Source organism: Haloarcula sp. S1AR25-4 (genome assembly GCF_031624555.1).
GTDB classification, from domain to species: Archaea; Halobacteriota; Halobacteria; order Halobacteriales; family Haloarculaceae; genus Haloarcula; species Haloarcula pellucida.
In genome coordinates this window covers 1-2,393 of record NZ_JAMQOR010000017.1, presented here as the reverse complement: position 1 = coordinate 2,393, position 2,393 = coordinate 1, and the positions used below count along the sequence as shown (strand labels likewise).

Here is a 2,393-nt window from a genome sequence, read left to right as displayed (position 1 = left end):
GGCATCACGGAGAATCCAGACCTCGACGAGATCGCGGTCGACGTGCACGGACGATTCGAGCGCGTCATCGCAACGGTCTCAGACGAGTTGGGAACGGTGCCGGAGGAGGAGTAACAATGTCCTCGTCCAATCAACTCGACACCACGACTATCGTGCTCCTGATCCTCGGGGCGATCATCGTCCTCCCGATGCTCACCATGGGGATGGGGTTCGGTGGCATGATGGGCTACGGCGGGACCACCAGCGGCTGGTGGCCACTCGTCGGGATGCTCGTCCAGCTGGTCTTCCTCCTCCTCCTGCTCGGTGGAGGATATCTCGTCTTCCGTCGCGTGACGGCATCGCAGTCGTCGCGGAATCCTGCAATGGAGGAGCTGCGTATGGCATACGCTCGTGGTGATCTCACCGAAGAAGAGTTCGAGGCGCGTCAGAACAAGCTCGAACGCTCGGAGTGACGGTCCGACCACCAACCTCCGGCGTTTCTCACGTCCGCCTCCTTGGAATCCGAAATCTGTGATCCTCACAGCTTTCGGATGTGAATAGAAATGTGCTAAAAGCACAAGACCATACTAGCTACTATGACGGAAGTTATCCTGTTCACGCAGGAGACCTGTGGAGCGTGCGCAACGCAGCGAGAGAAAAACGAGGGCATCGAAGATGCGTATCCGGATGTCGAGTTCCGAGAGGTTGACATCCAGACCGATCTGGAGACGGCCGAGGAGTACGGTGTCCGAAAGACGCCAACGACGCTCGTGTATGCGAACGGGGAGCGGACTGACGAGTTCATCGGCATCGTCGACCGGGACGAACTGGACGCTGCCATCGAGAGCGCCGGCCAGCAATCGCCCGGACTCGCGAACCGGCTCGCCAGCATCATCCGTGGATAACAGCAGCCAACCAGCTACAATGACAGACTACAGTAGACGCCAGTTCCTAGGAGCACTCGGTGCCAGCACAGTCACGAGTGCGGGATTCACCCAACCAGTCGCCGCACAGGAGACGCCCGTCGTGAAGATGGGCAACAACTACTTCGACCCGATCGGACTCCACGTCGAACCCGGCACGACCGTCCGCTTCGAGATCGCAGCCGGAGCCCACTCGGCGACGGCCTATCCGGACCGCGTTCCCGCCGACGGCACCGCCTTCGACAGCGGGACCATCTCGCAGGGGAGCTTCGAGCACACGTTCGAGGCGCCCGGCACGTACGACTATTACTGTATCCCGCACAAGACGGTCGGCATGGTCGGTCGTATCGTCGTCGGTAGCCCTGGCGGTCCAGCTGAAGACAGCCCGATCCCGGACGGCGAGGTCCCCGACAGCGAGACGATAGTCCAGAACGGCGCCGTCGCCGTCGGCTCGGACGTCGAGGGCAGCGGAAGTACCGATGGCGGCATGATGGGTCCCGGCGGCGGCATGATGGGCGGATCGAGGGGCGGGTGGGGCGGCGTCCCCTTCATCGGCGGGGCACTCGGAATGCTGGGACTGATCGGTGGACTCCTCTACTGGGCACTGGGTCGAGGTGACGCTCCTTCCCGGAGTGATACGTCCGCGATGGAAACCCTCCAACGCCGTTACGCACGAGGCGAGATCGACGAAGAAGAGTTCCAGCAGCGTCGTGAACGGTTGGACGACAGGCAAGACGACCGATATCTGTGAGGTGAGTCAACAAACCCCTTCGGGGAGACGTCTGTAAATTCGTCTGTCTACGGAGGTCGCCCTCTTTCGATTGTGTCGTCACGTCGCTCGAGTTCCTCGGTAGTACACCCAAATAGCGAGGAGTCCGACGAATAGGAGGTAGCCGAATCCCCAGCCGAGCGACATAGCAGTATCAAGGTCCGTCGTGAGTCCGGTATCGACCATCACCCGGACAGGATGATACCCGGGGAAGAGTTTCATCCACCACTCGGGCTCCGACTGGACGAACAGCGGGTCCTGGAAGAGCCCGATATCGATCATCGGGAGAATCAACATGATCCACAGGCCGGCCAGACGGTTGAAGACGGCGCCGACGAGCATCCCAATAAGTCCGTAGGTAACTGAAAGGACAACCATTGCGGCGACGAACCCCCACAGCTGTTCGGGCTGGAAGTCAACGAGCATCACGCCGACGGAGACGCCGACAACGACAAGCGTGATCACGGCGAGGACGCCGAACCGTGCGGTGATAACCTGGCGGGCGCGATAGCCGACGACCGCGAGGCGGCCGTCCGTATCTCTCGCCTCGCGCATCAGGAACAGGCCGGCCAGGCCAGCGATAAACGAGCTCGTGATCGGTGTCATTATCACGCCGTGGACCTCGGGCATCCCTCGCATCACGGTCGTCGTCTCGCCGTCGACGACCGTCCGGACCGGCATCTGGACGTCCTGGGTGACCGCGAAGGCGAGCGTGATGAACG

General features: G+C 61.6%; 4 protein-coding genes. 3 read left to right on the top strand and 1 reads right to left on the bottom strand.

Annotated features, from left to right (window positions below; genetic code table 11):
• The first annotated feature begins 116 nt into the window (after nt 1–116).
• From NDI85_RS22185 to NDI85_RS22175, 3 genes are all read left to right on the top strand, one after another.
• Nucleotides 117–452, top strand: coding sequence for an SHOCT domain-containing protein (locus tag NDI85_RS22185; protein WP_310917077.1), 336 nt, complete (start codon nt 117–119; stop codon nt 450–452).
• A gap of 123 nt (nt 453–575) precedes the next feature.
• Entirely contained in the window at nt 576–884 is a 309-nt protein-coding gene (locus tag NDI85_RS22180) for a thioredoxin family protein (protein ID WP_115819537.1), read from the top strand.
• Nucleotides 885–903: 19 nt separating this feature from the next.
• The gene (locus tag NDI85_RS22175) at nt 904–1,653 is read left to right on the top strand and encodes a plastocyanin/azurin family copper-binding protein (protein WP_115819538.1); all 750 of its coding nucleotides are present in this window, start codon (nt 904–906) and stop codon (nt 1,651–1,653) included.
• Nucleotides 1,654–1,731: 78 nt separating this feature from the next.
• Here NDI85_RS22175 and NDI85_RS22170 read toward each other — a convergent pair.
• The coding region (locus tag NDI85_RS22170) for an ABC transporter permease (protein ID WP_310917076.1) at nt 1,732–2,393 on the bottom strand (662 nt) is incomplete at its 5' end.

Bases quoted from the DNA above. Each gene is read 5' to 3' on its own strand.
- NDI85_RS22180 (WP_115819537.1), top strand. From the start codon at position 576: ATGACGGAAGTTATCCTGTTCACGCAGGAGACCTGTGGAGCGTGCGCA.
- NDI85_RS22175 (WP_115819538.1), top strand. From the start codon at position 904: ATGACAGACTACAGTAGACGCCAGTTCCTAGGAGCACTCGGTGCCAGC.
- NDI85_RS22185 (WP_310917077.1), top strand. From the start codon at position 117: ATGTCCTCGTCCAATCAACTCGACACCACGACTATCGTGCTCCTGATC.